The sequence below is a fragment of the Streptomyces sp. NBC_00223 genome, from assembly GCF_036199905.1.
Classification (GTDB): Bacteria; Actinomycetota; Actinomycetes; order Streptomycetales; family Streptomycetaceae; genus Actinacidiphila.
Window position 1 is genome coordinate 6,659,891 of record NZ_CP108109.1, and the last position, 25,995, is coordinate 6,685,885.

General features: G+C 73.3%; 24 protein-coding genes and 1 pseudogene. 13 read left to right on the forward strand and 12 right to left on the reverse strand.

All coding sequences use genetic code 11. The features are described 5' to 3' along the window. Window positions 1-387: 387 nt before the first annotated feature. Entirely contained in the window at window positions 388-654 is a 267-nt protein-coding gene (locus OHA30_RS28400; RefSeq protein WP_328916720.1) for a hypothetical protein, read from the reverse strand. Between the two features lie 287 nt (window positions 655-941). Between OHA30_RS28400 and OHA30_RS28405 the strand changes: the two genes are divergently transcribed. Then, entirely contained in the window at window positions 942-1,178 is a 237-nt protein-coding gene (locus OHA30_RS28405; protein WP_328916721.1) for a hypothetical protein, read from the forward strand. Window positions 1,179-1,304: 126 nt separating this feature from the next. Here the strand turns inward: OHA30_RS28405 and OHA30_RS28410 are convergent, their stop codons facing one another. Beyond that, entirely contained in the window at window positions 1,305-2,531 is a 1,227-nt protein-coding gene (locus tag OHA30_RS28410) for a TerD family protein (protein ID WP_328916722.1), read from the reverse strand. Window positions 2,532-2,829: 298 nt separating this feature from the next. Between OHA30_RS28410 and OHA30_RS28415 the strand changes: the two genes are divergently transcribed. The 3 genes from OHA30_RS28415 to OHA30_RS28425 are packed head-to-tail and all read left to right on the forward strand — an operon-like array spanning window position 2,830 to window position 6,271. After that, window positions 2,830-4,092, forward strand: coding sequence for a PP2C family protein-serine/threonine phosphatase (locus OHA30_RS28415; protein ID WP_328916723.1), 1,263 nt, complete (start codon window positions 2,830-2,832; stop codon window positions 4,090-4,092). Next, complete coding sequence (locus OHA30_RS28420) at window positions 4,089-5,834, forward strand: sensor histidine kinase (RefSeq protein ID WP_328916724.1); 1,746 nt, start codon at window positions 4,089-4,091, stop codon at window positions 5,832-5,834. The genes OHA30_RS28415 and OHA30_RS28420 overlap by 4 nt, the downstream gene beginning before the upstream one ends. Continuing rightward, entirely contained in the window at window positions 5,831-6,271 is a 441-nt protein-coding gene (locus OHA30_RS28425; RefSeq protein ID WP_328916725.1) for a response regulator, read from the forward strand. The genes OHA30_RS28420 and OHA30_RS28425 overlap by 4 nt, the downstream gene beginning before the upstream one ends. A 39-nt stretch (window positions 6,272-6,310) precedes the next feature. Here the strand turns inward: OHA30_RS28425 and OHA30_RS28430 are convergent, their stop codons facing one another. Continuing rightward, window positions 6,311-7,135 (reverse strand): NAD-dependent epimerase/dehydratase family protein, encoded by an 825-nt coding sequence (locus OHA30_RS28430; RefSeq protein WP_328916726.1) that lies wholly within the window; start codon window positions 7,133-7,135, stop codon window positions 6,311-6,313. 277 nt (window positions 7,136-7,412) lie between these two features. Between OHA30_RS28430 and OHA30_RS28435 the strand changes: the two genes are divergently transcribed. Beyond that, window positions 7,413-8,345 carry a 5-dehydro-4-deoxyglucarate dehydratase gene (locus OHA30_RS28435; protein WP_328916727.1) on the forward strand — a complete coding sequence of 311 codons (933 nt, stop codon included), beginning with the start codon at window positions 7,413-7,415 and terminating at the stop codon, window positions 8,343-8,345. A 111-nt stretch (window positions 8,346-8,456) separates the two neighbouring features. Beyond that, complete coding sequence (locus OHA30_RS28440) at window positions 8,457-9,647, forward strand: hypothetical protein (RefSeq protein WP_328916728.1); 1,191 nt, start codon at window positions 8,457-8,459, stop codon at window positions 9,645-9,647. 195 nt (window positions 9,648-9,842) lie between these two features. Here OHA30_RS28440 and OHA30_RS28445 read toward each other — a convergent pair whose 3' ends face one another. From OHA30_RS28445 to OHA30_RS28460, 4 genes and pseudogenes are all read right to left on the reverse strand, one after another. Next, a complete protein-coding gene (locus tag OHA30_RS28445; protein ID WP_328916729.1) occupies window positions 9,843-10,781 on the reverse strand; it encodes a hypothetical protein in 939 nt (312 codons plus the stop codon). A gap of 230 nt (window positions 10,782-11,011) precedes the next feature. Then, window positions 11,012-11,590, reverse strand: a pseudogene (locus OHA30_RS28450) (SigE family RNA polymerase sigma factor); the annotation flags it as partial. 88 nt (window positions 11,591-11,678) lie between these two features. After that, complete coding sequence (locus OHA30_RS28455; protein WP_328916730.1) at window positions 11,679-12,599, reverse strand: class I SAM-dependent methyltransferase; 921 nt, start codon at window positions 12,597-12,599, stop codon at window positions 11,679-11,681. Window positions 12,600-12,617: 18 nt separating this feature from the next. Next, window positions 12,618-13,388, reverse strand: a complete 771-nt coding sequence (locus OHA30_RS28460) for an IclR family transcriptional regulator (protein WP_328916731.1) — start codon at window positions 13,386-13,388, stop codon at window positions 12,618-12,620. A 130-nt stretch (window positions 13,389-13,518) separates the two neighbouring features. Between OHA30_RS28460 and OHA30_RS28465 the strand changes: the two genes are divergently transcribed. Next, window positions 13,519-15,048, forward strand: coding sequence for an aldehyde dehydrogenase (NADP(+)) (locus OHA30_RS28465; RefSeq protein ID WP_328916732.1), 1,530 nt, complete (start codon window positions 13,519-13,521; stop codon window positions 15,046-15,048). Between the two features lie 728 nt (window positions 15,049-15,776). Here the strand turns inward: OHA30_RS28465 and OHA30_RS28470 are convergent. Together OHA30_RS28470 and OHA30_RS28475 are read right to left on the reverse strand one after the other, a co-directional pair. After that, a complete protein-coding gene (locus tag OHA30_RS28470) occupies window positions 15,777-16,139 on the reverse strand; it encodes a DUF488 domain-containing protein (protein ID WP_328916733.1) in 363 nt (120 codons plus the stop codon). 45 nt (window positions 16,140-16,184) lie between these two features. After that, window positions 16,185-17,648: an MFS transporter gene (locus tag OHA30_RS28475; protein WP_328916734.1), complete on the reverse strand. Its 1,464-nt coding sequence runs from the start codon at window positions 17,646-17,648 to the stop codon at window positions 16,185-16,187. A gap of 71 nt (window positions 17,649-17,719) precedes the next feature. Between OHA30_RS28475 and OHA30_RS28480 the strand changes: the two genes are divergently transcribed. From OHA30_RS28480 to OHA30_RS28500, 5 genes are all read left to right on the forward strand, one after another. Then, window positions 17,720-18,697 carry a GlxA family transcriptional regulator gene (locus OHA30_RS28480; RefSeq protein WP_328916735.1) on the forward strand — a complete coding sequence of 326 codons (978 nt, stop codon included), beginning with the start codon at window positions 17,720-17,722 and terminating at the stop codon, window positions 18,695-18,697. Between the two features lie 182 nt (window positions 18,698-18,879). Then, a complete protein-coding gene (locus OHA30_RS28485; RefSeq protein ID WP_328916736.1) occupies window positions 18,880-19,191 on the forward strand; it encodes a chaplin family protein in 312 nt (103 codons plus the stop codon). A gap of 65 nt (window positions 19,192-19,256) precedes the next feature. After that, complete coding sequence (locus tag OHA30_RS28490) at window positions 19,257-20,462, forward strand: hypothetical protein (RefSeq protein ID WP_328916737.1); 1,206 nt, start codon at window positions 19,257-19,259, stop codon at window positions 20,460-20,462. Window positions 20,463-20,534: 72 nt separating this feature from the next. Next, the gene (locus tag OHA30_RS28495) at window positions 20,535-21,524 is read left to right on the forward strand and encodes a hypothetical protein (protein ID WP_328916738.1); all 990 of its coding nucleotides are present in this window, start codon (window positions 20,535-20,537) and stop codon (window positions 21,522-21,524) included. Window positions 21,525-21,737: 213 nt separating this feature from the next. After that, window positions 21,738-23,003, forward strand: coding sequence for a S8 family peptidase (locus tag OHA30_RS28500; RefSeq protein WP_328916739.1), 1,266 nt, complete (start codon window positions 21,738-21,740; stop codon window positions 23,001-23,003). Between the two features lie 42 nt (window positions 23,004-23,045). Here OHA30_RS28500 and OHA30_RS28505 read toward each other — a convergent pair whose 3' ends face one another. From OHA30_RS28505 to OHA30_RS28515, 3 genes are all read right to left on the reverse strand, one after another. Continuing rightward, window positions 23,046-23,873 (reverse strand): lipase family protein, encoded by an 828-nt coding sequence (locus tag OHA30_RS28505; protein WP_328916740.1) that lies wholly within the window; start codon window positions 23,871-23,873, stop codon window positions 23,046-23,048. A gap of 113 nt (window positions 23,874-23,986) precedes the next feature. Next, the gene (locus OHA30_RS28510) at window positions 23,987-24,118 is read right to left on the reverse strand and encodes a hypothetical protein (protein WP_328916741.1); all 132 of its coding nucleotides are present in this window, start codon (window positions 24,116-24,118) and stop codon (window positions 23,987-23,989) included. Between the two features lie 33 nt (window positions 24,119-24,151). Continuing rightward, window positions 24,152-24,847, reverse strand: coding sequence for a hypothetical protein (locus tag OHA30_RS28515; RefSeq protein ID WP_328916742.1), 696 nt, complete (start codon window positions 24,845-24,847; stop codon window positions 24,152-24,154). 184 nt (window positions 24,848-25,031) lie between these two features. Here OHA30_RS28515 and OHA30_RS28520 point away from each other — a divergent pair, with 184 nt between their 5' ends. Next, entirely contained in the window at window positions 25,032-25,769 is a 738-nt protein-coding gene (locus tag OHA30_RS28520) for a GntR family transcriptional regulator (protein ID WP_328916743.1), read from the forward strand. The last annotated feature ends 226 nt before the right edge of the window (window positions 25,770-25,995 follow it).

A 25,995-nucleotide genomic window follows, 5' to 3' on the forward strand; every position in this document is an offset into this window, starting at 1 on the left:
GGCTTACCGTGAACCTCACGGACTCCAACAGGGTTTCCACGTTCCGCTCCAGTGAGATGCGGCTGGGGTGGGCGCCCTCTTTACCCCGGAACCTGCGGTGTCCACTCCCGCTCATGCGAAGAAGCGGGATCGCACAGCACTCTTCCGTGCTCGGGTTCTATAGCCGCCAACTGCTCTGCCATCCGCGCGACTTGGAAGTAACGAGGCGTCATCAAGGGTTCACTCACATTCGCCCGTCCAGCCTTCCCCTTCGCCTGTGGCTGCCCGATGGCCAGGCTGCTCTTGGACTTTTCCGCTCGGCTTCACACCCCGCCGTTGCCAGCGACGCATGCGAACGTGGGGACGGACCTTGGACACCGGTCCGGGGCGGTTACCTCCTCCTCTCACTCATCCACTCAGCTGGAGCGACCTCGTGTCGCACTCGCACGCCTCCCTGATCATGTGCACCATCCTGGCGGGGATACGGATCACGGCCTCGTCCTCCGGGATGCCCTTCGCGTGCCCGGGGACCTCGAACGCGGCACATTCCGCGGCGAGTTCCGTCCCCGGCCGCCACCCCTGGAGGACCAGCTCCCTGTGCTCCCGGTCGACCCACACGGTGGGACTGTGCTTGTCCCCTGTCTCGGGATCGATCCCGATGAACTGTAACGGCATGTCAGCCTCCATCGGCAGTACGTGCAGTTGTGTGCATCACGGTCGCGTGCCGGGCGTCAGCCGTCAAGGGCGCGTTGGCGGTGGATTCGCAGCCGGGTGATGTGTCTGCACACTTCTGCACATTGCTCGCCACCGCGTACCACGGGCTCGTAGCGTCGCAGCGGAGCACCCCCGTAGACCCGGGGTCGGGGCTACGGCGGAGGCGGGAGGTGGTGGGCGTGGGGGAAGGGCCGGGTGGGCGGCTCACCGTTCGCGGGCTTGTGGACGCGGCCTTGCCGTTGCCCCGCGTGCCGTCCCTGGAGGCCGCGTGCGTGCGGGTCGCGGCCCGGCCGCTGGACGAAGTCCTCGCCGACCTGCGGCAGATCGTCGCCCAGCCGGTCACGGGCGAGACGTGCAGACGTCTGCATGTCCTGGTCAGCACGCTCTACCACTGCCACCGCACGGGCGTCCCGCTCGGCCTCACCGAGGAGCTGCGCGCCGCCATCCAAGCAGCGCAGACCCAGGCGCGGGCCGCCGCGAGGTGAGCCGGGCCCACGGAAAGGGCCGCGCCACCACGCGGAGTCGCCCGCACGGCGGCGCGGCCACAAGGCCACGAAAGGCCCCGAAGGCCCCCGAAGTCCCCGGGAGGCCCCCGGAAGAGGGCCCGACGCTCAGAGCGCCGCCGCGCCCGGCCGGACCATCGCCTTCGCCGTACGGCCGTCGACGAACTGGCCGAGCGCCGTCATCTCCCACTCGCCCGAGTACTGCTTCACCAGTTTTGCCATGAGCACACCCGTGCGGGCCTCGCCGTTGGTGAGGTCGAAGCGGACCAGCTCCTCGCCCGTGATGGCGTCGAAGAGCCGGCAGTACGCCTTGGCGACCTTGTCGAACTTCTGCCCGGAGTACGAGTTCACGGTGAAGATCAGACCGGTCGCGTTCGCGGGCAGCGCGCCCAGGTTGACGGTGATCACCTCGTCGTCGCCCGAGCCGTCACCCGTGAGGTTGTCGCCCGAGTGCTGGATCACCCCGTTCAGCACCGAGAGCTTGCCGAAGTAGCAGGTGACGACGTGGTTGCGCTGCGGGTCGTAGACGATGACCGAGGCGTCCAGGTCGATGTCCCGGCCGCGGTAGGCCGGCTCCCAGCCCAGGCCCATCCGGACCGACGACAGCAGCGGGCGGCCCGCCTTGACCAGCGACACCGTCTCGTTCTTGCGCAGGCTGACCCGGCCCTTGTCCAGGTTGACCTTCCCGGGCACGGCGGGCGGGGCCGGCGGCATGGCGGGCGGCGCGGAGGGCGGGGGCGGCAGATGGGTGGCCGCGGGCCCGAACGGCGGGGGAGCGACCGGCGGCGGGGGCACCGGCGCGGCGCTCGGCCTGAAGGGCGCGGCGGCGGGCTGCGCGGGCGCGGCCGGCTCCTCGACATTGACCCCGAAGTCCGTGGCGATGCCGCCCAGCCCGTTGGCGTAACCCTGGCCGACCGCGCGGACCTTCCACGCCCCGGCCCGCCGGTAGATCTCGACGATGACCAGCGCCGTCTCCGGTCCCAGCCCGGTGGGCGAGAAGGTGGCGACCACCGAGCCGTCGTCACCGCGGACCGTGGCCGTCGGGGTCGTGCCCGCGAAGGGACCGCCGCTGTCCAGGCTCGCGGTCACCACGATCTTCTCGATCCCGGCGGGCACCGCGCCGGTGTCCACGGTGATCGCGTCGGGGGACGAACCGCCGCCGGAGCGGTGGCTCACGCCGGGCCCCTGCGGCTGGTTGTAGAAGATGAAGTCGTCGTCCGAGCGCACCTTGCCGTCAGCGGTGAGGAGCAGGCCCGAGACATCGAGCCGCACGGGGGCGGCGACCTCCACCGTCACCCGGGGGACGGAGAGCGGCACATTCGAGCCAGGCGTCATTACGGTCATGCTGTTGGTAACGACGGATCGGCCTTTGCGGTTCCATTACCCCGGCTGAAACCTGACCCCGCCCACACTCCCGCCCACACTCCCGCCCACACCCCGCCCACCCCGTCCGAACCCGTCCCCGTACCCCGAGGGGGAGCCGCCCCCGCCCCCGCCCCGAACGCCCTCTGAGCTGCGCCCCGGCCCCCTCTGCACATGTGTCCCACCTTCGCTACCTGTCACAGGCCCCCGTCACGTAATCTCAGCGCGACACCACCGAGGAAAGGGTGGCGGACCGCTGGAGGATGACGACTTGGCGCACGACGGCCCGACCCCGGTAGGACTTCCGAAGGTCATTCCACGCAGCCGCGACCCCCATGGGCGCCGCCTCTCGGCGCCCGCCCGCCCGTGGACGGGTCCGAGGTCCGTCCTGCTGGTCGAGGACGACGAGGGCGACGCGCTGCTCGTCGAGGAGTATCTGGCCATGGGCCCGGCCGCGACGCCCACGCTGCTGCGGGCCGTCAACCTCGCCGAGGCCGTGAAGCTGCTGACCGGCGGCCCGCTGCCGGAGTGCGTCCTGCTCGATCTGCACCTGCCGGACGCCTTCGGGGTGGACGCGGTGACCCGGCTGCTCAAGGACGCGCCCGGCGCGGCCGTCGTCGTGCTCACCGGACTGTCCGAGGAGGACGCGGGCCTGGCCGCGGTCGCCGCCGGCGCCCACGAGTACCTCTCCAAGAGCCTGCTCGAACCGCAGTCGCTGGACCGCGCCATCCGTTACGCCGTGCAGCGCAAGGAGATCGAGCGGGCCAACGCGGCGCTGGGCGAGAGCCTGATGCGCGCCGAGGAGAACGCCCGGCTCGAACGCGGGCTGCTGCCCACCCCGCTGCTGCGCACCGACGACCTCAAGGTGACCACCCGCTACCGTCCGGGCCGCGACCAGGCGCTGCTGGGCGGCGACTTCTACGACGTGGTGCAGACCGAGGACGGCACCGTGCACGTGGTCATCGGGGACGTCTCCGGCCACGGCGCCGCCGAGGCCGCGCTCGGGGTGTGCCTGCGGGTCGCCTGGCGCTCCTTCGTCCTGGCCGGCACCGGCCTGGCCGACCGTACGGCGCTGCTGGAACAGATGCTGGTCGCCGAGCGCGCGAGCGGTGATGTCTTCGCGACCGTCATGGCCCTGGAGTTCCCGCCCGACCGCCGCTCGGTGCGGATCGTACGGGCCGGCCACCCGGGGCTGCTGCTGCGCCGCGAGGGCGAGGTGGAGTGGTACGAGCCCGAGTGCGGGCCCGCGCTCGGCCTGCTGCCGGGCACCGCGCGGTGGCCGGTGACGACCCTGCCGCTGGACGGAGCCTCGCTGGTGATGTTCACCGACGGCCTGTTCGAATGGCGGCTGGGCACGGGCACCGAACGGCTCGGCGAGGAGGGCCTGTTGGCGCTGGCCAGGCGCCACCGCGCGCTGAACCCCGACGCCTTCGTCGACGCCCTGATAGGCGCGGCCGAGGACGCCGGCGCGGGCCACGGCGGGCTGTCGGACGACGCCGCCGTCGTGCACGTCGGCTGGAGCGCCGCGTCATGAGCACGGACCGGGCGGACGGCAGCGCGCGAGCGGCCGGCGGCCGCCTTTCCTTCGCGGGAGGCCGGCACGGGCGGGCGACCGTCCAGGTCTGGTTCAACCTCGTGCTCGGCGTGATGGTGCTGCTGGTACTGGTCTTCGCCGTGATCGGCGCCCGGCTGCTCTCCCGTACCTCCGAGATATCCGACACCCTGTCCCGGCAGGTCCAGCCCGCCCGGGTCGAGGGCGTGCGGTTGCAGACCGCGCTGCTCGACCAGGAGACGGGCGTACGCGGCTTCGTGCTCACCCACGACGACCAGTTCCTCGCCCCGTACACCGAGGGGCTCAGCGACGAGGAGACGATCACCGCCCGGCTGCGTGTGCTGATCGGTGAGAACGACCGGGCGCTCGGCGACCTCGACGCGCTGCAGAACGCGGCGCGTCAGTGGCGCGAGCAGTACGCGGAACCGCTGATCACGCACTCCCGGCAGGGCCGCCCGACCTCTTCGGACAGCCGGATGCTCGACGGCAGCAGGCGCGCCTTCGATGGGATCCGCGCCCTCTACGCGGCCGAGGACCGGCATCTGCTGGCCGACCGGGTGGACTGCCAGGCGCAGTTGCGGCACGTCAACGGGCAGCGCGACGCGGTGTTCCTCGCGATGCTCGCCTCCTTCCTGGTCGCCGCGCTGGTCCTCGCCCTGCTGCTGCGGCAGATCGTGGGCCGGCCCCTGGTCAGGCTGCGGGACAGCGCCCTGCTGGTGGCCGGCGGCGACTTCGGCAACCGGATCGAGCCCAGCGGCCCGGCCGATCTGCGGGTGGTTGCCGAGGCCGTGGAGTCGATGCGGCTCAATCTGGCCGGGGCGCTGGCCGAGGCCCATGACCAGCGCGGGCGGTTGTCCGAGCAGGCCGTCGAACTGACCGCGCAGGCCGAGGAGTTGCGCCGGTCCAACAGCGAGCTGGAGCAGTTCGCCTACGTCGCCAGCCATGACCTCCAGGAGCCGCTGCGCAAGGTCGCGTCCTTCTGCCAGCTGCTGGAGAAGCGTTACCGCGACCAGCTCGACGAACGCGGGGTGCAGTACATCCAGTTCGCGGTGGACGGCGCCAAGCGCATGCAGATCCTCATCACCGACCTGCTGGCCTTCTCCCGGGTCGGCCGCACCCAGGACGACCGGCTGCCGGTCCGGCTGGACGCGGCGCTTGACACCGCGCTGGCCAATCTGTCGGCGGGACTTGAGGAGTCCGGCGCGCGCGTGGTCCGGCCGGACGCGCTGCCCGGCGTGACCGGCGATCCCACCCTGCTGACCATGCTCTGGCAGAACCTGATCGGCAACGCGGTCAAGTTCCGCTCCGCCGACCGGCCGCCGCTGATCACCGTGGAGACGGGCACCGGGCCCGACGGCGAGCACACCTTCGCCGTCACCGACAACGGCATAGGCATCCCGCCGGAGTTCGGCGAGAAGGTCTTTGTCATCTTCCAGCGGCTGCACAGCCGGGACGTGTACGACGGGACCGGGATCGGGCTCGCCCTGTGCCGCAAGATCGTCGAGCACCACGGCGGCCGGATCGCCCTGGACACCTCCTACACCGGGGGTACGCGTATCCGCTTCACCCTGCCGGCCGCGCCGGACGAGGAGCCCCCCGGAGACAGCCACGGTCCGAAGCACGCGGACACCGACGCCGACGCCCACGCCCTCGACGCCGGCCCCGGGCGAGAGCACTCCGAGCACGAGCAAAAGCACCCCGACGAAGGAGCGCACCCCGCATGAGCCAGTCCCCGCAGCCGATCGAGGTCCTGCTGGTCGAGGACGACGCCGGTGACGAGCTGATCACCCGCGAGGCCTTCGCCGACAACAAGATCAGAAACGTCCTGAACGTGGTCCGCGACGGCCAGGAGGCACTGGACTTCCTCTACCGCCGGGGAGCCCACGAGGGCGTCACGCGCCCGGACCTGATCCTGCTCGACCTCAACCTGCCCAAGTACGACGGCCGTCAGGTGCTCGAACGGATCAAGAACGACCCCGATCTGGCCGCCATTCCGGTGGTCGTGCTCACCACGTCCTCCGCCGAGGAGGACATCGTGCGCAGCTACAAGCTGCACGCCAACGCGTATGTCACCAAGCCGGTCGACCTCGACCAGTTCATCCGGGCGGTACGGCAGATCGACGACTTCTTCGTGTCGGTGGTCCGGCTGCCCGGTCGCTGACCCCGCCGAGGGGGCAGGCTCCGGGGCCCGTCACGCCCGTCACGCCCGCCAGAGCGGCGGGTCGGTGCAGAAGGAGCCGCCGAGGTTGGCGTGCGTCGGGTCGGCGGGGTCGAGTTCGCCCTGCGCGGCGACGAGCGCGGCGGCGTACTGCTCGGAGTCGTCCCGCGGCTCGTAGCCGAGCGCCCGCGCGCCCGAAAGGTCCCACCACAGACGGGTGTTGGCGGAGCTGCCGTAGACCACGGTGTGCCCGGTGACCGGTGCGGTGAGCGCCGCGTGGAAGAGCCGGGCGCCGTCGGCCGGGCTCAGCCAGAGCGACAGCATCCGTACGGTGGTGGGCTCGGCGAAGCAGGAGCCGATGCGTACGGAGACGGTGTCGATCCCGTGCAGGTCCGCGTACAGCTGGGCCAGGTCCTCGCCGAAGCACTTGGACAGGCCGTAGTAGGTGTCGGGGCGGCGCGGCGCGGTGATCGGGATCAGCGGGTCGTCCGCCCCCGGCCGCGGGGTGAAGCCGACGGCGTGGTTGCTGGAGGCGAAGACGATCCGGCGCACGCCTTCCGCGCGGGCGGCCTCGTAGAGGTGGTAGGTGCCCTGGATGTTGGCGCGCAGGATGTCGTCGAAGGTGGACTCCAGCGAGATGCCGGCGAGGTGGAGGACCGCGTCGACCCCGTGCACGGCCGCTCGCAGCGCGTCGCGGTCGGCCAGATCGGCGGTGATCACCTCGACGTCGCCCTCGCCCTCGACCGGTTCGACCGGCCGGACGTCGAACAGCCGCAGGTCGTAACCGTAGGACGGCAGCAGGCCGCGCATCAGCGTGCCCAGGCCGCCGGCGGCGCCGGTGAGCAGGACGGTACGGGGAGCGGGCATGGGGGAGTCTCCTCGGTCTCACCGGCCCCGGTCGGGCGCGTGCGCAGCGGCGCCCGGGGGCCTTTCTCGGGCGGTCGGCGGACCCGAGTGTAGCGAGGGCCGTCATTCACGTACGTGATCGACGGCGGGCAGCGGGGACCGGGCGGCTCGCCGCTCATCGGCTTGACCCGTGCCCGTGGGCTCGCCTAGCGTGGCAGAGTTCACGAATATGGACGCGAATCAGATGTGCGCACGCTTGGGCGGAGTGCACGCAGCGTACCCACCCGAAGGGGACCTGATGACCTCACCCGCACTCGCCGAGCGTCTCGACGGCCTGCTGTTCTTCCCCGTGACGGCCTTCGGCCCGGACGGCGGCCTCGACCTCGACGCCTTCCGCGCGCATGTGCGGGCGGGGGTCGAGGCGGGGGCGGGGGCTGTCTTCGCCTGCTGCGGCACGGGTGAGTTCCACGCGCTGACCCCCGAGGAGTTCGGCGTGTGCGTGGCCGCCGCCGTCGAGGAGACCGCGGGCCGGGTGCCGGTGGTCGCGGGCGCGGGTTACGGGACCGCGCTCGCCCTGCGTTACGCGCGGATCGCCGAGGAGGCGGGCGCCGACGGGCTGCTCGCCATGCCGCCCTACCTCGTACTCGCCGACCAGGCGGGCCTGTTGCGGCACTACACCGCCCTCGCGGCGGGCACCGGGCTGGAGTTGATCGTCTACCAGCGGGAGAACGCCGTCTTCACCCCCGAGACGGTCGTCGCCCTCGCCCAGGTCCCCAATATCGTCGGCCTCAAGGACGGCATCGGCGATCTCGACCTGATGCAGCGCGTGATCAGCGCGGTCCGCACCGAACTGCCCGGCAGCGACTTCCTCTACTTCAACGGCCTGCCCACCGCGGAACTCACCGGGCTCGCCTACCGCGGCCTGGGCGTACGGCTCTACTCCTCCGCGGTCTTCGCCTTCTCGCCCGAGATCGCGCTCGCCTTCCACCGCGCGCTCTCCACCGGCGACGACGCCACCGTCGCCCGGCTGCTCGACGGCTTCTACCGCCCGCTGGTCGAGCTGCGCAACCGGGGCCGGGGCTACGCCGTCTCCCTGGTCAAGGCCGGGGTGCGGCTGCGCGGTCTGGACGTCGGCGGGGTACGGCCGCCGCTGTCGGAGCCGTCGCCCGCGCATGTGAGGGAACTGGCCGAACTCGTCGAGCACGGGCTGTCGTTGCTCGGCGACCACTGAGCGGGGGAAGCCCATGAACACCGCAGCCACCGGGGCCGCCGGCACGCCCATACGCGTCCCGACGCCGCCAGGCTTCCCGCCCGCCCCCACCACTTCGCCGGAGGGCCGCCCGTGAGAGCCGGAGTCTTCCTCTACCCCTGGGACGTCGTCGGCGACCCCGCGGCCGCCGACCGGATCGCGGCCCTCGGCGTCCAGCAGGTCACCCTCGCCGCCGCGTACCACTCCACCCGGGCGCTGACCCCCCGCCACCCCCGGCACCGGATCGTCACCGCCGAGCACGCCGCCGTGCTCTACCCCCGTGACGAAGGCCGCTGGCGGGGACGGGAGTTGCGCCCGTACGCGGCCGGGCCGTGGGCGGACGGCGACCCGGACGCGTACGGTACGGCCGCCGCGGCGCTGGCCGCCGCCGGGCTCGACGTGCACACCTGGGTGGTGCTCGCCCACAACTCCCGCCTGGGCGCCGAGCATCCGGCCGTCGCCGTGGTCAACGCCTACGGCGACCGCTACCCGTGGGCGCTGTGCGCCGCCCAACCAGCCGTCCGCGCCTACCTGGTGGACCTCGCCGCCGAAGCGGCCGTACGACCGGGCGCGCGCGGCACCGAGCTGGAATCCCTGGGCTGGTACGGCCTGGCCCATCTGCACGCGCACGACAAGATCGCCGGGGTCGAACTCGATGACGCGGCCGCGTACGTGATGTCGCTGTGCTTCTGCCCGCACTGCCGTGAGGGTTACGCGGGGCTGGGCGCGGACCCGGACGCGCTGGCCGCCACCGTCCGTACCGCCCTGGCCCCCGCCTGGACGAGCGAGGGCGCCCCGGGCGCGGGCGTACCCGGGATCGAGCGGCTGCTCGGCGAGGAGCTGACCGCGCTCACCCTCGACTGGCGTACCCGTACCGCCCGTTCGCTCCAGGAGCGGGCCGTGGCCGCCGTACGGGCCGCCGCCGACCCCGGCTTCCAGGTGCTGATGCACGCCGACCCCGTCCCGTACCACTGCGGGGCCAACGCGGGCGTCGACCCGGCGCACATCCTGCGGCACACCGACGGTCTGGTGCTGCCCTGCACCGGCGGCCCGGCCGTGCGCGAGGCGATGCTCGGCCCGACGGCCCCGCACCGAGCTGAACACACCGTGCTCGCCGCGAACTTCGCCGTCGTGGCCGGCATGGGCGGAAGCCCCGCCACGCTCGCCGCGGACGCCGAGCACGCGGCCGCGCTGGGGGCGACCGAACTGAGGCTGTACCACGCGGGGTTGGCCTCCGAGGCCGATCTCGCGGCGGTGCGCACGGCGCTGAACGAGGTCCGGTGACAGCGGCCGTACGACGTCCATTGATGCCGGAGCGCGGCGATCATGGGGGTACCGCCGCGCCCCGGAGCTGTGAACCGCCGCTGAGGCGGAAGGGTCCGTGCATACCCATGTCGTCACCGGGGCGCGGGAGGTTGCCGTGATGGCGCGAGAATTTCCACGAGTTCCGGAAGACGTCCGGGAACCGGGGCGAAACGGTCAGAAACCGCCGCTGAGCGCGACCGGTCCGCCCGGCCCGCTGCCCGTGACGGTGTAGCGGTCGCCGGTGGTGTCCCGGTCGCCGACCGTGTGCCCGAACTGCCCGGCGAAGATGTACGAGCCGGGTTGCAGGGTCTGACCCGAGTTGAGCGTCCACCGGTAGACGAGATCGTCGCCCTCGACGGTGATCGACGCACTGGACTGCCCCGAGATCGAGGTGAAGGAGCCGGTGCTGCTCACCCCGCTGGTCCTGGCCACCCGCAACTCAACCGTCAACGAGGTGAGTTGCTTGCTGTTGGTCAGATTGACATCGCTCTGCATCCAGTACGGGTTGCTCTGCTTGTCGACACCGCCGACCGAGGTCACCCCGCTGTTCTGCACGGGCGGCGCGGTCTGCGAGGTCTGTCCGCCGCCCGTGCCGCTCGCGTCCGTTCCCGTGCCCGTGCTCGTGCCGCCGCTCCCGGCGCCGCCGCCGTCTCCGGCGTCGGCCGACGGGGTCGCGGTGTCCGGCGCCTTGCCGGTCGTCGTCGGCGTGCCGGGGAGTTCGGGCGCGTGGGTGCCGTCCGGGGTGTGCCGGTGGGGCGTCGCCGGGTGCGTCACGGGGCTCGGGTGGGTCTCCGCCTCGCCCGAGGTGCCGGAGCCGACCGGTCCCGGGCGCGCCGAGCCGCTGCCGCCCGAGGTGACCACCGTCCGCGCGGGATCGCTGCTACCCGCGGAGACCGCGCCCACGGCCAGCCCGCCCAGCCCGACCGCTCCGGCGACCGCGGCCGCCACGGCCGTCACCCGCATCCAGGGCGCGGGTGGCCGCTCCCGCTGCTGCGGCAGCCCGACCCCGTGTTCGGGCGCGGCCATAGCGCGCTCCACCCGGGCCAGCATCCGTTCGCGGTCCGGCCGGTGCGCGTCCGCTGCCTCACGCAGCCGCTCCGGCAGTTCGGCCATCACACTCCCCGTCCCGTACGTGTACGAGCACGTGCCGCGGGATTCGTCGCACCCAGTATCCGTGCTGTGTTCTTCGCCGTTGCGGCCGCCCCCGGACTTCGCGCCACGGCGGGGTCCGACCCCTGGTCGGAGCCCTGCCCGGACTTGTGTTCTGCCACCTGCTCCCGGCCGGGCGCGGGAAGGCCCGCCGGCGCGGCCGTCCCGACCCCGGCGCCCGTCCTCACTCCGGCGCCGGTGGCACCGGCGCCCGTCACCCGGGCGCCCGCCGCGGCCACGCCCGTACCGCCCGCCCCCGGGCCCGGGTCGGCCGGCTGCGGGGCCAGCAACCGCTCCAACTCCGCCACTCCGCGTGACGTCTGGCTCTTGACCGTGCCCACCGAGATGCCCAGCGCCACGGCCGTGTCCTTCTCCGACAGGTCGAAGGCGTGCCGCAGCACCACGCAGGCCCGCTTGCGGAACGGCAGCCGTTGCAGCGCCTGGCGCAGATCGAGTACGGCGGGCACGTCCGGGTCCTCGACCCGCTCGCTGCGCTGCGACCAGAACTGCGCGACGCGCCGCCGTTCCCGTACCGCGCTGCGGATCCGGGAGCGGGCCAGATTCGCCACCACGCCCCGGGCGTACGCCACTGGGTGATCGGCGGCGCGCACCCGGTCCCAATGCCGCCACATCGCCACCAGCGCGTCCGCCGCGAGGTCGTCGGCCGCGTCCGCCTCACCGGTCAACAGGTGTGCGAGACGGGCGAGTTCCGCGTAATGGCGTTCGAAGAACTCGTGGAACGCGGCGGCATCGTCCTCGATGGCTGTGCCCACGGTCACCTCTTCCTGCCCGGACCTCCCCGCCACGGCGCGGCGAGAGCGTAGCAGCGGGGAAAGGCCCTGGGCAGAGGTTGGGTAACCCCTAATTCACACGGCGGGTGCAGCGCTGCACCCGCGAGACCAACGGGAGGTCGAATTCGCCGGACGAGGTCTCCGGCCGGGAGCGCAGATACTGCCGAATCCGCTCTTTCGTCTCCTCGCGTTCGGCCGGTTCCCGCACCAGCACATGCGAATGCGTGGCGACCGTAGCAACCATGGATTCGACGGTCCGCCGCTGGCTGTGCGGAAATTCGGCGCCCTCGACCGGGGTGAAGGCGGGGTACTCCCGGATGCCCCAGTGCCGGCTGCGGCGGACGGAGGGGACCAGGCCGCGGGCGACCTCGTGGAGCCCGGCGATCCACTCCACCCGGTCGTTGTCGGCGTTCGACAGCGCGGCCAGCGGCCCTCCCGGCCGCAGCACCCGGGCGATCTCCGGCAGCGCCCGGTCCTGGTCGAACCAGTGGAACGCCTGGCCGACCACCACGGCGTCCACCGAGGCGTCCGGCAGCGGGATCTGCTCGGCGCTGCCCTCAAGTGTGGTCACCCCCGGCACCCGGCGCAGCAGTTCGGCGCGCATCCCGGGGTCGGGCTCCACGGCGGTCACCCGGTGGCCCAACCCGGCCACCAGCGCGCTGAGTTTGCCGGTGCCCGCGCCCAGGTCGAGGACGCGCAGGGTGCCGTCGGCCTCACGGAGGGCCGGTTCGAGCGCCCAACGCAGGGCGGCCTCGGGGTAGTCGGGGCGGTGCTCGGCGTACGCGGCGGCCTCGACGCCGAAGGAGGAGGCCCGGCGGGCGAACAACTCCGGGTCGTAGGGCGGCTGTTCGTCCCCGCCGCCGGTGGTGGCGCCGTCATGGGCGCGGTCGCCGCCGGCGCTGCCGTGACGGTCGCCGTCGTGGGCGCGGGTGGTGTCGTCGGTGCGGCCGTCGCCGGCTCGGTCGTCGTCATGTGCTCCATGGGTGGCCATGGCACCGACCCTAGGAGATCAGAGCCGCCGGGTGGCGAGCAGCAGCCGGTCCCGCGCGTCGAAGAGCGTGTCCTTGATCATCTGCTCGTGCCCGGGGGTCAGCCGGGCTACCGGCACCGAGCAGCTGACCGCGTCCCTGGCCGGGGTGCGGTACGGGATCGCGATGCCGAAGCAGCGCAGCCCCAGGGTGTTCTCCTCGCGGTCCACGGCGTACCCCTGCTCGCGGATCACCGCCAGCTCCGCGATGAGCTTCTCGCGGTCGGTGTGGGTGTGCTCGGTGAGCGGTTCCAGTGTCTCCGGCAGCAGCTTGCGCACCTGCTCGTCGCTGTAGGTGGCCAGCAGCGCCTTGCCGAGCGAGGTGGAGTGCGCGGGCAGCCTGCGGCCCACCCGGGTGAAGGGCCGCAGATAGTGCTGCGACTGCCGGGTGGCGAGGTAGACCACGCTGGTGCCGTCCAGCCGGGCCAGGTGGATCGTCTCGCTGGTGTCGTCCGAGAGCCGGTCCAGCGTCGGCCGGGCGGCGGCCACCACCTCGTCGCCGTCGATGTACGAGGTGCCGACCAGCAGCGCGCGCACCCCGATGCCGTACCGCGTGCCGGTCGCGTCGGTCTCGATCCAGCCCAGCTCGACCAGGGTGCGCAGCAGCATGTACAGGCTGGACTTGGGGTAGCCGACGGCTTCCTGGACGGTCGCCAGGCTGTGCATACCGGGCCTGCCCGCGAAGAACTCCAGCAACTCCACCGTGCGGACCGCGGACTTGACCTGGGAACCGGCTCCCTCGGCAGCAGTCATCGCGTCAGACCCCTCTTGTTCGGCCGGGAGGCGCGGACGTAGGCTCCCGACATAGATTCACATGTGAAGACATCGTTCAGTATATAGAACGATGATGGTGTGCTGTACGCAGAATGTGGAGGTTCTTCCGGTGGCAGTACCAGTCTGGAGCGTCGACCCCCGAACCGGGAAGCAACGCGAGCAGGTCGCCGTCGAGGCCACGGCGGAGGACGTCGACGCCGCCGTACGCGCGGCCGCGGACGCGCTGCCCGCCCTCGCCGACCGCAGCGTACGCTCCCGGCTGCTGCGCGCGGCCGCCGCGCTCCTGGAGGAGTCCGCCGCCGAGGTGATCGAGACCGCCGACGCGGAGACCGCGCTCGGCGTGCCCCGGCTCACCGGCGAGCTGGCCCGTACCGCCTTCCAGCTGCGGACCTTCGCGGACATCGTGGACGAGGGCGCGTTCCTCGATGTGATCATCGACCACCCCGACCCCGACGCGCAGCCCATTCCGCGCCCCGACCTGCGCCGCTACAAGATCCCGCTGGGCGTCGTCGCCGTCTACGCGGCCAGCAACTTCCCGCTGGCCTTCTCCGTGCCCGGCGGCGACACCGCGAGCGCCCTGGCGGCCGGCTGCCCGGTCGTCGTCAAGGCCCACCCCGACCACCCCGCGACCTCCGCGCTGAGCGCCGCGCTGCTGCGCCGCGCGGCCGTCTCCGTCGGCCTGCCTGCGGACACCGTCGTCCTGGTGCACGGCTTCCGGGCCGGGGTCGAGCTGGTCACCCACCCGCTGGTCGCCGCCGCCGGGTTCACCGGCTCGATCCCCGGCGGCCGCGCGCTGTACGACGCCGCCGCGGCCCGCCCGCGCCCGATCCCCTTCCACGGCGAGCTGGGCAGCCTCAACCCGGTCGTCGTCACCGAGGAGGCCGCCGCCGAGCGCGCCGAGCAGATCGGCGCCGGGCTCGCCGGGTCCTTCACCCTCGGCAACGGCCAGTTCTGCACCAAGCCCGGCCTCGTCCTCGCCCCCGCGGGCGACGGCGGCGACCGACTGGTCGCCGCGCTGACCTCCGCCGCCGCGGCCGCGGGGCCCGGCGTCCTGCTCGACGCCCGGATGCGCGAGAACTTCCTGCGCGGAGTCGCCGCACGTACCGCGCTGCCCGGCGTCACCGCGCCCGTCACCCCCGGCGGCGAGGGCGAGCGCGAGGTACGCCCGGGCTTCGTCACCGCGGCCGCGGCCGACCTCACCGACCAGGGCGCCTACGACCTGCTGCTCGCGGAGTGCTTCGGGCCGCTGACCGTCGTCGTACGGTACGAGGACGCCGACGAGCTCGCGTCCGTGCTCGGGCGGCTGCCCGGGAACCTCACGGCGACCGCGCATCTCGGTACGGCCGAGGCGGAGCGGGCGGACGGCCCGGCGGCCGAGCTGCTGCGGCAGCTGACCGCGCTCGCCGGGCGGGTGCTGGTCAACGGCTGGCCGACCGGGGTCGCCGTCACCGGCGCCCAGCACCACGGCGGCCCGTACCCGGCCACGACCTCGACCTCCACGTCGGTCGGCGGCACGGCCATCGAACGCTGGCTCCGCCCGGTCGCCTACCAGGACACCCCGCCGGCCCTCCTCCCCCCGGAACTCCACGACACGAACCCCCTGCGCCTGCCCCGCCGGCTGAACGGCGTCCGCACCTAGCGCTCGCCGCGCGGGCCAGTGGGTATGGCGCGCCCGCGCGGGGGGTGCGGCGTGCCTGCGCCGGGGGTCGGGGGGCGGTCGTGTCAGGGCCCGCGTGGCCCTGGCGTGGGCGCGTCGGTATCGCCTACGGCGTGCGCTCGCCGCACGGGCCCGGGAGCAGCGCTGCCGCGCGGGCGGTGCCGCATTCGGCGGGCTCGGCGGCCTAGGGCTGACGTACGCGAGTAGCCCGGGCGCCTCGCCCGCGTGGCCCCGAGGCGCGGCGCGCCCGCGCCTGTGCGTGTGCGGGCCCGCGCGGTTCCGACGGGCGGGTGTCGCTGTCGCGTACGGCGTGTGCGGGTGCCTGCGCGGTGGCTTACGCAGGGCGTGTGTTCGGCGCTTGGGGTCCGGAGCGGCGACTCGTGCGGGTCGTCACGTACATCGTGGGCCCAGCGTGCGGGCGTAGGGCTTGGCGCTCGGCGCTGTCGCGCGCAGGCCCGCGCGGGCCTGGCGTGGGCGCGTCGGTGTCGCGTACGGCGTGCGCTCGGCGCGCGGGCCCGGGAGCGCTGCTGCCGCACCGACGGTGCATGCGCATTCGGCGGGCTCGCCGGCCCGGGGTCGGCGTGCGCGGGTGCCCGCGTGCTCGGGGTCCGGAGCGGGGACTCGTGCGGGCGGTCACGTACACCGTCGGCCCGGCGTAGGGCATGGCGTGGGCGCGTCGTTGTCGCGTACGGCGGCCCAGGCCGGGCGTGTCAGGCGTTGAGGTGGGACAGGAGGACCGGGACGTGGCTGTGGTCCGGGTCCTTGACCGCCGTCACCAGCGTGACCTGGCTCTTCTTCGCCAGCCCGCGCAGGTGCGCGACCGTCTCCGCGCGGTCGGGCGCGGCCAGCTCCTCCCGGTAGCGCCGCTCGAACTCGTCGTACGCGTCCAGGTGCGCGTGGTACCAGCTGCGCAGCTCGCCCGTCGGGGTGAGGCCCTTGGGCCACTCGTCCACCGCCGCGCGGCCCTTGGCCAGCCCGCGCGGCCAGAGCCGGTCGACCAGCACCCGTACCCCGTCGTCGGGCTCCGGCGGGTCGTACACGCGGCGCACCCGGAATCCGTTCGTCGACGCCATGACCGACCTCCTCAGCGCTACGGTTCCTCCCCCCAGCTTCCCCCGTCAGCCCGCCGTCCGCCCGCGCGGCCCCGCCACCCGCCCGCGCGGCCCCGGCGCTCGCCCCCGCAGCCCCAGCACGGTCGCCGTCGTCGTCACGACCAGCAGCCCCGCCGTGATCAGCAGACTCACCCGCATCCCGGCCAGAAAGTGCGCCCGATCGGCGACCAGCGCGCCGAACACCGCCACGCTCAGGCCCCCCGCGACCTGCCGGCCGGCGTTCAGCACGCCGGCCGCCAGCCCGGCCCGCTCGCCCGGCACGGCCTCCAGCATGGCCGCCGTCAGCGGCGGCACCGCGATCGCCCCGCCCAGCCCCAGCGGGATCATCGCCACCGCGAGCAGCGCGGCCGGCGTCCCCGTACCGAGCGGCAGCACGATCAGCGCCCCGACGAACATCACCGACTGCCCCACGATCATGGGCAGTCGGGGCCCGTACCGGTTGGTGACCCGGCCCGAGAGCACGTTCACCACCGAGATCAGCGCGGTCATCGGTACGAACATCAGCCCGGCGGTCAGCGCCGACTGGCCGCGCAGTTCCTGGAAGAAGAGGCTGAACACGAAGATCATCCCGTAGAAGCCCACGCTGAGCGCGCCGCCGACCGCGATCGACACCGAGACGGTGGCGTCGCGGAACAGCCCGAGCGGCACCACCGGGTGCGGATGCCGGGACTCGACGACGAGGAAGGCCACCACCGCGGCCACCGCGACCACGAGCGCCACCAGACCCGCCCGGCCCTGCTCGATCACCGCGAAGGTCAGCCCGGCCAGCGCCCCCACCGCGCTCGCCTGGCCCGGCAGGTCCAGCGGCGCCGGCCGCCGTACCGAGCGCTCGGTACGGGCCAGCAGGGCCAGCGCCAGCAGCCCCACCGGCAGGTTGACGAAGAAGATGCCACGCCAGCTCCACAACGAGGTCAGCGTGCCGCCGACCACGGGACCGAGCGCTATCGCCGTCGAACCGCCCGCCGCCCACAGGGAGATGGCCCGCGCCCGCCTGGTCGCGTCGGGGAACGCCTGCCGTACCAGCGCGAGCGACGACGGCAGCATCACCGAGGCCGCCACGCCCTGCGCAACCCGGGCGGCGACCAGGAACGCCAGGCCGGGGGAGAGGCCGCAGGCGAACGAGGCCGCCGTGAAGACCGCGACCCCGCCCCCGAAGGCGCGGCTCGCCCCGATCCGGTCGGACAGCGCGCCCGTGGAGAGCATCAGCGCGGCGAAGACCAGGGTGTAGCCGTCCACCACCCACTGGAGGCCGGACAGCCCGCCGTGCAGATCACGGCCCACGGAGGGCAGCGCGACATTCACGACGGAGGCGTCGAGGGTGATGAGGAAGAAGCCGAGGAGGGCGGCGAGGAGGGTGAGGCCGGGGGCGGTACGGCCGGTGGGCGCACTGTCCCCGGGCGCACGACGGGGGCCCAACGGCCTTGCCGGGGAGGGGTGTTCGGCGGATCGGGCGATGGCGTCCTCAGGCATGCGCACCAGCCTGCCGGGCGCGGCGGCACTAGAGTAGTGGCCGGAACGCCATGATCCCGGAGGTTCTGGCCATGCCCCCCTTCACCTGCCCCCGCGCCCACCGGGTCGCCGTGATCGCCGCGCCGCCCGTCGCGATGTTCAACCTCGCGGTGCCGGAGATGCTCTTCGCCAAGGTCGAGGTGGACGGCGCCCCCGGCTACGAGGTGGAGCTGTGCACGTCCGACCCCGGCGCCGTCGCCACCAACGGCGGCGCCGACCTGGTCATCCGCGGCGGTCTGGACGCGGTCGAGCGTGCCGACACGGTGATCGTGGCCGGTACGGGCGGCGCGGGCGAGGACCCCGACCCGCGCATTCTGACGGCGCTGAGGACCGCCGCCCGGGCCGGGAAGCGCGTCGCCTCGATCTGTACGGGTGCCTTCGTCCTGGCCGAGGCGGGCCTGCTCGACGGCCGCCGGGCCACCACGTACTGGACGTACACCCGCGAACTCGCCGCGAAATACCCGTCGGTGGTCGTGCAGCCGGACGCCCTGTTCGTCCAGGACGGCCAGTTGCTCACGTCGTCCGGGTACGCGGCCGGCATCGACCTGTGCCTGCACATCATCCGTACCGACTACGGGGCCGCGGTCGCCAACAACGTCGCCCGGCTCGCGCTGGTGGCACCCGTACGGCCGGGCGGGCAGGCCCAGTTCACGCAGACGCCGCTGCCGCCGGAGACGGGCACGTCCTTCGCGGAGACCCGCGCCTGGGCGATGACACGGCTCGACCAGCCGCTCACCCTCACGGATCTCGCCCGGCACGCGAGCGTCAGCGTGCGGACGCTCACCCGGCGCTTCCACGCGGAGACCGGGCTCAGCCCGTTGCAGTGGCTGCTGCACCAACGCGTCGAGCGGGCACGGGAGTTGCTGGAGACGACGACACTCCCGGTCGACCAGGTGGCTCGCGCGAGCGGCCTCGGCACGGCGGACTCCCTGCGTCTGCACCTGCTGCGCCGCGTCGGCCTCACCCCCTCCGACTACCGCGCCACCTTCACCCGCCTCACCCCGGCCTGACCCCCGCGGTCGTACGCCCCCGCCCGCCCGCCGGAGCCCGGGGACGTACTGACACGGGTTTCCGCCGTGTCGCCCGGCGGGCCGAGTCGTTGGTCCGGGTACGGCCCGGAATCACCGGATATACGCGGCGGGCACGGTCGATACGGCACCCGGGACCCGATCCCGGACGAAGGAGGAGCGCGATGGGCACGGACCTGCGGGGTACTGGCGGCGGTGCGGGCAAGGCGGGTGTGCGGGCGGCGGTGCTGGGCGCGGTGGCCGGGGCCGCGCTGCTGCCGGCCGGTGCCGCCCACGCGAGCGTCATCGGGGTGGGCAACGCGGTGTTCGGCAACGCCTGCGTCAACCAGGACCACGGCGTGCGGTCCGCGGGCGCCACGGTGGCCGGCAGCGGGTTGGGCAGCGGCAATCAGGCCGGGCTGCCGCTGAGCCTGCCGCGCAACCACTGCGGCTCCAGCGGCATCGTCTGCACCGCCGTATTCGGTTCCAGCGTCTGACCTGAGGGGTGACCGGCGGGGCGGCGGTGAACACGGTGGCGGAGACGCCGGTGGGGGACAGGGCGGTGACTGAGCTGCTGGCGCTGGGCGGGCGGGCCCTGCCGCTGCTGCGGGAGTGGACGGCCTCGGCCCCGGACTGCGGCGTGGCGCGGGCGCTGCTGGTCCTGGCCACCTGCGACAGCCTCGGCGACGCCGCTCTCAAGGAGCAGTTGGTGGCCGCGCACGAGGCCGCGCGGGCCGCCGGGGAGCGGGAAGCGTCCCTGGTCTACGGGGTGTTCCTCTTCTCCCACCGGCAACACCGGCTGACCGCCGACCACTTGGTGGCGCACTTCGGCCGGTGGCCCGCCGACGAGGTGGCCGGGCTGATGCTGGGGGCGTTCCACGCCTGCGCCGATCCCGCCGACCGTGCCCGCGGCGACGCCCTGGTCGAGGAACAGGCGGTGTCCGCGGGCCCGGAGAGCTGGCCGTGGACGAGCTGGCTGGCCGCGACAAGAGCGGAGCAGGGCCGGGTACGCGAGGCGCGCGAACTGGCCGTACAGGCGCTGGAGTCGCATCCCCGCTCGGGGGTGGCCGCGCATGCCCTCGCCCACGCGGAGCACGAACTCGGGACGGGCCGCGCGGGCGCCGATTTCCTGGACGACTGGCTCGCGGCCGACCCGGACGCGGTGCAGTCGCGGCACCTCAACTGGCATGCCGCACTCCAGTCGATCGCCTGCGGCGACTTCCCCGACGCGCGCCGGCGGGCGGACACGGCGCTGGCGCGCGGGGACGTGGGAATGCGGGCCGCGACGAACTGGCGGCTGCTGCTGGCCGGTCAGACCCCGGCCGGCCGCAGTGACCCGGCCCACGTAAGGGAGTTACTGGCCGGGCCCGGCGGCATGGCGGAGGTCTTCCACACCTTCAACCTCGCGCTGGCCCTGGCCGTGGAGGCCGCCACCGACGACCTGCGCGTCCTGGCCCGCAGGGCCGCCGCCGACCCGCGCCCCGAATTCCGCGACGCCCTGGCCCCCGTCGTCCTAGCGCTGGCGGAGATCACCGAGGGCCGTCCGCGTACGGCGGTGGACCTCCTGTCCGGCCTGGGCGGGAAGACGGAGTGGATCGGCGGGGTGCGGGTCGAGCGCGAGATCATCCAGGACACGCTGGCCCGCGCGCTGGCCGACGCGGGCGAACACGAGCGCGCGGCCGGGCTGCTGCACCACCGCACCGGCACGCGCCGCCACCACGTCTACGAAGACCTCCTTCTCAACGCCGCTTCCCCGGCGGTTCGTTGATCCCTCACCGTCGCCCCGGGCGGTCGGCCGCGACCGGGCCCGGCGGCCCCGCGTTCCTTCCGGAGAAGTGCCATGGCCGTACCCCAGATGATCGTCGTCTCGCTGCCCGGCAGCGGCACCCCACTGCTCGCCGACCTCACCACCGCGCTCGGCTACACCTCCTACGGCACGATGAGCGGCGACCCGGCCGTCGGCGGTGAACAGCCCGGCCCCGGCGAGGTCTACCGGCTGCTGACCGCCGCCCACGGTCCGGACCGGGGCGCACTCCTGCTGAACCCGCACCGAACGGACCGGGAGACGCTGGAGGCCGCCTTCCACGAGGCGGTCGGCGCGCTGTGGCGGGTGTGGTGGACACGGCTGGGCCAGCCCACCACCCTCGCCTCACCCGTCGACCCCGACACCGAGGCCCGTCTGACCCGTCGGCCGGACACCGAACTGCTCAACCTGCTGCCCGGCCAGGGCTGTTGGTACCTCACCGGCCTGGACCTCGGACGTGCCGACGCCGGATTCCTGCGTACCTGGCACGCCGGCGGCCGGCCGCCCATCGTCTTCCACCACCGGGACCTCCGCGACCGGATCGTCAGCCAGATCCGCGCCCTGTCCCAGCCCCACGACCGGGTCGGCTCGATGCCCGAACACCTCGTCTACCGCGACATCCTGGCCGCCCAGCCCAGCCTGGACGCCAAGATCTCCCTCGCCCTGACCGACCCCTGCTTCCCCGGCATGCGGGAAGCCCGGCACAGCCAATGGCTGCTCCAGCACCCGGCGGTCTGCGTGCTCACCCACGAAGAACTCGTCGGCCCCGACCACGGCGGCTCCACCCAAGCCCGGGAGCAGGCCCTCACCCGACTCCTGCACACGATCGGCCACCCGGGCTCGCCTGCCGATCTCCCCGCGGCGGCTGTCGGCGGGGACGACTCGGCCGTAGGGGCCGGACGGCGACTCTTCACCGCCGCCCACGAGCGGCTGCTCCGCCGCCACCACGGCGACCTCCTGAGCCTCGACCCGTCCGGGGCGGCGGTCACCGCCCGGCGAGACGTCATCCCCGCGCCCGCGCGGTAATCCCTCCACGCGGTCTCGCCACGCGGTGGACCTCTCGGCGCCCGGGTCCGGCGGCGTACACCTTGGGGGTTCCGACCGGCAGTTGGGGGTCGGCCGGTGCTCAAGTTCCGTGCGGCTCGCGCCGAAAGGGAGGACAGAGGCCGTCATGTCCGGTCTGTCCGTAGCCCTTACCCCTTACCTCATTCCTTCCTCTTCTTCTTCGACGGAGTGTCCATGCGCGTGCTTGTGCGTTGGCTGGCGCCTGCTCTGCTGGCTGTTGTTCCGATGGTCGGTGGGGTCGGCGCGGTGGCCGCGTCCGGCAAGGAGCCGGTCGCGGTGGAGCGTTCCGCCCGGGCGGTGCCGGGCCAGTACATCGTCACGGTCAAACCCGCCTACTCACCGCAGGAGGTGCTCGGGCGGCTGGGGGTCAGGCCGCTGTTCACGTACGGCACCGCGCTGCGCGGGTTCGCCGCCGCCCTGACCCCCGTCCAGTTGGGGCTCGCCCGCACACTGCCCGCCGTCGCGGCCATCGAGGAGAACAGCGCGGTCAGCCTCGACGGCACACCGTCGCCACGGGCGCTGAACCGGGAAGCCGGGCGGACCCGGTACGCGGAAGGCGCGGAAGGTGCGGCAGGCGCGGCGGGCGCGGCGGGCGCGGGACGTGCGGCCGAGCCGACCGTCGGGAGCTGGGGCCTGGACCGGATCGATCAGCGCACCCTTCCGCTCGACGGCCGGTACAGCGTGACCGGCACCGGCCGCGGGGTCACGGCGTATGTCCTCGACACCGGGATCGAGACCGCCAACGCCGAGTTCGAAGGACGGGCCACCGTCGGGTTCGACGCCGTCGGGGACGGGCACGACGGCCAGGACTGCCATTCCCACGGCACCCACGTGGCCGGCACCATCGGCGGCAGGACGTACGGTGTCGCGCGCGAAGTGTCCCTGGTCGCGGTCCGCGTACTGGACTGCACCGGCGACGGCACCACGGCCCAGACCATCGCCGGCCTCGACTGGGTCGCCGCCCACGCCCGGCACCCGGCCGTACTCAACGCGTCCATCGGCGATTCGGCCTCCCTCGCGATCGACACCGCGACCGACGCGCTCGCCGACAGCGGTGTGCTGCCCGTCGTCTCCGCCGGCAACGACGCGGCGAACGCCTGCGACGCCTCCCCGGCCCGGGCGGACAAGGCCCTCACCGTAGGCGCCGTTGACCGCCAGGACCGTCAGGCCGGATTCAGCAACTACGGCCCGTGCGTGGGGTTGTACGCGCCCGGCGTCGACATCGTCTCCGCTCGACTCGGCGGTGGCTCGCGGACATTGAGCGGTACGTCCATGGCCAGCCCGCATGTCGCGGGCGCCGCCGCGCTCGTCGAACAGCGGGACCCCAATCTCACACCCGAGGAGGTCGCCCGCCGGCTCACCGACACCGCCACACAGGGGGTTCTCACGTCTCTCGGCCCGGACTCGCCCGACCGGCTTCTGTACGTCGGCGACCTCTGAGGCGAGGCGGCGGCCTGCGGGGGGTCTTTGTCGGGCGGGCGCTCAGGCGGACGTGGCGAGGTTCTTCTCCAGGGCGGCCAGGTAGTTGGGCAGGTGGTGGTCCTTGACGCCGACGGTCTCGGGTGCGAAGAGGTCGGCGCCCAGGCCCTTGGCCCGGTCCTGGAGCCCGGCGATCAGGGGCATGCTCTCGTGGAGACTGCCGTTCGCGTCGAAGTAGCGAAGCGCGCTGACGTGCGTGTAGACGGGCTCCGGCGGGAGCTGGGGGACGATGTCGTTGTTGTTGACGAAGCGGTAGAAGCGGTTCCTGAAGGCCGTGTTGTGCGCGCCGGCGAGCAGCCGTTCGCATGTGCGGGGCTGGCCGAAGGTGTAGACGCCGTCGGGCAGCAGTCGCGGCTGCTCGAAGTAGAACCGGGCGCCGGCCAGCATCGCCAGGGCCCCGCCGAGGCTGTGACCGGTGAACCAGATGCTCTGCCCGTCGGTGCGGAACTCCTGGATGGTGTCCCGGATCCGCGGATAGACGGACTGGAGGGCCTGGTGGAAACCGTAGTGGACGAAGCCCTTGTTCGCGGGGCCGGGCACGGGCGGAGTGTCGACGTCGGTCAGCCAGTCGCGGATCTTCGCGACCTCGGTGCCGCGGAAGCCGGTGACGATCATGCGGTCGTCGGCCATGACGTAGGCCTGGGTGTCCTCGATGGGGAACGGCATCTCGTGCGTCGACTCGAAGTACCGCACCTTGTCGAAGCCCCACGCGGCGGCCTGCGCCTCGATGCCGTCCGAGTCCAGCGTGGCCAGTTGGGCCGCGCGTGCCATCCAGTAGGCGTGCGGGAGGGAGTAGCGCGTCGTCGAGTGGTCCAGCGCGGGGATGGCCATCGGGTTCCTTCCGGGAGAACCGCAGCGAGTCGCCGAGCAACGTAGCTCCGTACGCCGTCGAAGAGGCGTCGGCCGCGCCTGCGGCCACTCGTACGGACGCAGCGCTCCCGTTCTCATGGCTGACTTTTATGGCGACCCGTCCATGGCCGCTCGCGGCCGATCATGAGCCGCTGGGTGCGGTGCATCGGGAGGGCGGCCAGTTCGCCGGGCGCGACGAAGCGGAGTTCCGTGGACTCGTCGGACATGGCGAGCGCGCCGCCGCTGTTGCCGCTCGGCGTTCAGCCGGTCGCCGAGTCGAGTGTCGTGAGGGTGAAATCGTGCAGACGCATGATGAGTTGGCCCGCGCGGACCCAGGCGATACGGGGGTCGTCGAAGGCGACGCCGACCGTGTCCACGGTGAGGGGTTCCGGGCGGCCGGGGGCGTAGAGGACACCCCGTACCCCGGCCAGGGCGAAGCGGCGGACGCGTAACACCGCGTACTGGCCGCGCAGATGGGGGCAGGCCCGTACGGACGCGGCCGCGCACGGTACGCACAGCGGCGGGTGCGTGGTCAGCAGGTCGGACGGCCAGGACGCGGGGTCGGCCGGGTCCTCGCCCAGCAGCCACAGCACGCCGTCGCCGTCACGGTCGGCGGGCCCGCCGCACACCTGGCAGAGCAGTTCGCCCATCGCCCGCCGTTGCCGCAGGGCGTGCACCTGCCCGTACTCCGGCCGCCCCCGCCCCGGCATCGACGGGACCCGGGCCCACAGGACGCTGTCGCTGTCCCGGTCGTACGGCTTCTCGTCCGCGTACCCGATCCCGGCGCCGCGACGCCGGGCCACCACCCGCGGCCCCGGCCGTACTTCCCCGCTCCACTGCGCGATGTACGGCACGAGATCCGTCCGCGGAAACACCCCCACGGGCGCCCGCTGTTCGCGGGCCGGGGGAGGCGCGGCGGACGCGCGCCGCGCCTTGCGGGCAGGGGTGAGTGACATGATGGTGGTCCCTTCAAGGAGGGCGGAAGCGGCGGTTTACTTGGCGGTAGGGCGCCGCTTCCGGACGTCGAGCCGGGTGTGCCGGATCTCGTCTGTTGGCTCTGATGCCGGCAGCTCTATAGTGTTCTAAAGCACCATCGGGGTCAAGGTGGTGTTTTAAAGTGCCTTAGAACAGGAGGGGATCATGTCCGGGAACCCGCCCGCACTGCCGCCCTATCGGCGGATCGCCGCCCATATCAAGGGGCGGATCGAGCGCGGCGAACTCCAGCCCGGCGACCGCATCCCCTCCGTCCGCGACATCATCCGGGACGAGGCCGTGTCCGTGGCGACGGCCACTCGGGTCGCGGCCGTCCTGCGGGCGGAGGGCTACGCGCAGACGATCCCCGGCATCGGGACGGTGGCACGCGTCCCCGGCAAGATCACGCCCGGCCCCGACCGGCTCCAACTCCAGCGAACCACGGGAAGCGGCTTCCGTTCCGGCGAGCGCGCCGAGATCATCAGTGCCGAACTCCTGCCCGCGACAGGGGAGATCGCCGACGCGCTCGAAGTGGACGAGGGCAGTGCGGTCGTCCGGCGGCGACGGCGCTATCTGGACGACGAGGGCGTGATCGCTGTCTCCACGTCCTGGCTGTCGGGGGAGTTGGCCGACGCCGCGCCCGAACTCCTCTCGGCCGAGCCGCTGCCCGCCATGACCTTCGGGCTGATCGAGGACCGTACGGGCCGCCGGGCGGTGAAGCGACGGGACGTCGTGTCGCTGCGCCCGGTCCCGGCGGACATCGCCCCGCTCCTGGGCGTCGACCCGGGCGTCCTCGCGCTCACGATGGCCAACCACTACTGGGACCAGCACGGCCAAGTCACCGAGTACGCCCGCGATTTCATGAGCGCCGACCGCCAACTGACCGCGGACTACGACCTCGAATAGCCCCGCGGCCGCGCGTCGGCGCGGCCCGAGTCACGGGACCCGCGTACCGTGCGAGCGCGGGGGAGGTCATGGGCCAGTCAAGCAACTCCGGTGCGGCGGCGGGTCCAAACATGGGGCTGACCGTCTGGCACGACGTGGCGCCCGCTCGGCGCTCGAAGGCGCGCCCCCAGGCCCGCGGTGGGCGGCCGCAGTGGACCGGCCCCGCGCGGCGGCCGCACCCCCGGCG